This is a genomic window from Streptomyces sp. NPDC059002, assembly GCF_042740435.1.
In the GTDB taxonomy this organism is placed as follows: Bacteria; Actinomycetota; Actinomycetes; order Streptomycetales; family Streptomycetaceae; genus Streptomyces.
Map to the genome: position 1 here is coordinate 1 of NZ_JBHYJI010000130.1, position 4,317 is coordinate 4,317.

General features: G+C 70.3%; 1 protein-coding gene. It reads left to right on the forward strand.

Annotation, left to right across the window (positions count from 1 at the left end):
- A partial coding sequence (locus ACFWZ2_RS43335; RefSeq protein WP_384555310.1) for an amino acid adenylation domain-containing protein occupies nt 1–4,317 on the forward strand: 4,317 nt, incomplete at both ends.

The following is a 4,317-nucleotide window of genomic DNA, read 5'->3' on the forward strand; positions in this document are numbered from 1 at the left end:
ACATCGGCATCGACGACAACTTCTTCGACCACGGCGGACACTCACTCCTCGCCACCCGCCTGATGTCGCGGATCCGCTCGGTGCTCGGCGTCGAACCGGGTGTCCGCGTGCTGTTCGAGGCGCCCACCGTCGCCGCTCTGGCGCAGGAGCTGGAGAGGGCCGGGCACGCGCGCCCCGCGCTGCTGCCCGTGCCGCGTCCGTCGCGCCCGCCGCTGTCGTACGCCCAGAACCGCCTCTGGTTCCTGCACCGGCTCGAAGGGCCGTCCGCCACCTACAACATCCCGCTGGCCGTACGCCTGACAGGTGCGCTGGACCGGCAGGCGCTGGCGGCCGCCCTCGCCGACGTCGTGGCACGGCACGAAAGCCTGCGCACGGTCTTCCCCGAGGTCAACGGAACCCCGTTCCAGCAGGTGCTCCAGGGCGAGGCCGCACGCCCGGTCCTCGGCGTGACCGAGGTCGACGAGTCCGGCCTCGACGCGGCGATCGACGAAACGGTGCGGCACGCCTTCGACCTGAGTGCGGAACTGCCCGTGCGCGCACGGCTGTTGGTGCTCGACTCCGACGCGTGCGTGCTCGTACTCGTCATGCATCACATCGCCGCCGACGGCTGGTCGCTGGCTCCGCTCTGGCAGGACATCGCGACCGCCTACGGCGCACGGTCGCAGGAGGGGCGGGCTCCCGACTGGGCGCCGCTGCCGGTCCAGTACGCCGACTACACCCTGTGGCAGCGGAACGTCCTGGGGGACGGCGCGGATCAGGGCAGCGCCATGGCGGATCAGCTCTCGTACTGGCGGGAGACCCTCTCCGGCCTCCCGGAGCGGATCGAACTGCCGACCGACCGGCCCCACCCGGCGGTCGCCTCCTACCGGGGCGGGTCCCACACCTTCCAGTGGGATGCCGAACTGCGGTCAGGCCTCACCGAGTTGGCCCGCACCAGCGGTGCCACCATGTTCATGGTCGTACATGCCGCCCTGGTGGCACTCCTCTCGCGTTCCGGCGCCGGGGACGACATCGCCGTCGGCTCCCCCATCGCGGGCCGCACGGACGAAGCGCTCGACGACATGGTCGGCTTCTTCGTCAACACCCTGGTCCTGCGCACGGACATGTCCGGCGAGCCGACCTTCCGCGAGCTGATCTCCCGCGTACGGGAAACGGACCTCGACGCGTACGCGCACCAGGACGTCCCGTTCGAGCACCTCGTCGAGGTACTCAACCCGAACCGCGCCCTGTCCCACCACCCCCTGTTCCAGGTGCTCCTGGCCTGGCAGAACACGGCAGAGTCCCAGCCGACTCTGCCGGGCCTCAGCACGGAGACCCTCGCGGTCAGCACGGAGGCCGCACGACTCGATCTCGCCTTCAGCCTCACCGAGAACCGGACCGGGACCGACGGCGAGGTCCGCATCGACGGGCTCGTCGAGTTCAGTGCGGAGCTCTTCGACCGCGAGACGGTGGAGGGGATCGCGGCGCGCCTCGAACGGTTGCTGCGGGCCGTGGTCGCCGATCCCGATGCGCCGGTGGGGGCACTTGAGTTGCTCTCGGAGGCAGAGCAGCAGCGGGCTCTGGTCGAGTGGAACGACACCGCGCGGGAGTTGCCCGTGCTGACCGTGGCGGAACTGTTCGAGGCGCAGGTGGCGCGCACGCCGGATGGAGTGGCGCTGGTCTGCGGCGACACCGAGGTCACATACGGCGAGGTGAACGCGCGGGCCAACCGGCTTGCGCGGTGGATGAGCGAGCGGGGCGCCGGACCCGAGCGGGTCGTCGCGCTGCGGCTGGCCCGATCCGTGGACCTCGTCGTGTCCTCGCTCGCGGCGTTGAAGTCCGGGGCCGCATTCCTTCCGATCGACCCTTCGTATCCCGCCGAGCGGATTCAGTTCATGCTGGACGACACCCAGCCGGTCCTTGTCATCGATGGCCCCGTGACCACGGAGGGGTACGCGGACACCAATCTGCTCGTGCGCCAGGAGCCGACCAGCACGGCATATGTGATCTATACGTCAGGTTCCACCGGCCGCCCCAAGGGTGTCGCCGTCACCCACACCGGCATCACCGCACTCCACACGTCCCACGTCGAAGCACTCCAACTCGCCCCCGGATCCCGGGTGTTCCAGGCCGTCTCCCCCAGCTTCGACGTCGCCGTCTGCGACCTCATCACCACCCTCGGCTCCGGCGCCACCCTCATCCTGGACAGCCCCGGCCAACTCGCCGGAGACGAACTCGCCACCGCCCTCACAAACAGCGCAGCCACCCACGTCGCCCTGCCCGTCTCACTGCTGGCCTCCCTCCCCAGCAACGGGGTCCCCACGCTCCAGTACGTCCTGACCGGCGGCGAAGTCTGCCCCCCGGACCTGGCTGAGCAGTGGACCGCCAGCGGTCGGCGCCTCATCACCGCCTACGGCCCCACCGAAGCCACCGTCTGCGCCACCCTCACCACCAACCCCACCATCCCCTCCCTCGGCCACCCCATCCCCAACACCCGCACCTACATCCTCGACCCATGGCTGCGCCCCGTACCCCCCGGCGTGATCGGCGAGCTCTACCTCGCAGGCCCCGGCCTCGCCCGCGGCTACACCCACCACCCCGCCCTCACCGCCCAACGCTTCACCGCCAACCCCCACAGCAACACCCCCGGCGAACGCATGTACCGCACCGGCGACCTCGCCCGCCGCCACCACGACGGACGCCTCGAATTCACCGGACGCGCCGACCACCAGATCAAAATCCGCGGCTTCCGCATCGAACCCGGCGAAATCGAAACCGCGCTGACCAGGCATCCGGACGTCGACCAGGCCGCCGTGATCGCACACGGCGACGCGCACCTGGTGGGCTACGTCGTGCCCGCGCCCGGCACCGCGGCGGGTCCGCAACTCGCCGCCGATCTCAAGTCCTTCGTACGCGATCGGCTGCCGGACTTCATGGTCCCGGTCGCGCTGATGGCTCTCGATGAACTCCCGCTGACCGCCAGCGGGAAGCTGGACCGGGCCGCGCTCCCGGACCCCGTCCTCGACTCCGCACCGGCCCGTGCGCCGAGGACGCCCGCCGAGGAGATTCTCTGCGGCATGTTCGCGGACGTCCTTGCGCGGCCCGAAGTGGGCGTCGACGACAGCTTCTTCGACCTCGGCGGGCACTCGCTCCTGGCCACGCGGCTGGTGTCGCGGGTGCGGTCGGCGTTCGATGTGGAGATCGGCGTGCGGGTCCTGTTCGAGGCGCCCACCGTCGCCGCGCTCGCCGAGGTGCTCGGCAGTGCGGGGCAGGCGCGTCTCGCCCTGCGACCTGCGGTACGACCGGAGAAGCTGCCCTTGTCGTACGCGCAGAACCGGCTGTGGTTCCTGCACCGCTTGGAAGGGCCGTCGGCGACGTACAACATTCCGTTGGCCGTACGTCTCACCGGTCCCCTCGACCGGCAGGCCCTGGAAGACGCGCTGGCCGATGTCGTGGCCCGGCACGAGAGCCTGCGCACGGTCTTCCGTGAGGAGGACGGCGCCCCGTTCCAGCAGGTGCTCGATGCGGCGGAGGCCAGGCCGCCGTTCGTCGTCACCGAGGTGTCCGAGGGGCAGGTCGCGAGTGCGCTGGCGTCGGCGGTGCGTCACCCGTTCGACCTGGGGCGTGACGTCCTGCTCCGTGCCGAACTGCTGTCGCTGCCGGACGACGACGAGCACGTACTCGTCCTGGTCGCGCATCACATCGCCGCCGACGGCTGGTCCCTGGCGCCGCTCTGGCGCGACATCTCCGTCGCTTATGAGGCGCGGCTCGGTGACGGTTCCCCGGCGTGGTCCGCGCTGCCGGTCCAGTACGCCGACTACGCGCTCTGGCAACGGCAGTTGCTCGGCGACGGCACGGACCAGGACAGCGTCATGGCCGACCAGCTCACCCACTGGAAGCAGACACTCGCCGACCTCCCCGAGCGCACAGAGCTACCCGCCGACCGGCCCTACCCCGCCTCGGCAACCCATGAAGGTGACACCCTCACCTTCCACTGGGACGCCGAACTCCACGCGGGACTCGTCGAGTTGGCGCGCGCCAACGGCGTCACACCCTTCATGGTCATTCATGCGGCACTCGCCGCGCTGCTCGCGCGGTCCGGTGCCGGGGACGACATTCCCATCGGCACGCCCATCGCGGGCCGTACGGACGAGGCGCTCGATGACCTTGTCGGCTTCTTCGTGAATACCCTCGTACTCCGCACGGACCTCTCCGGCGACCCCACCTTCCGTGAACTGCTCGGCCGGGTAAGGGAAACCGACCTCGACGCCTACGCCCACCAAGACGTCCCCTTCGAGCACCTCGTCGAAGTCCTCAACCCCGAACGCACCCTCGCCC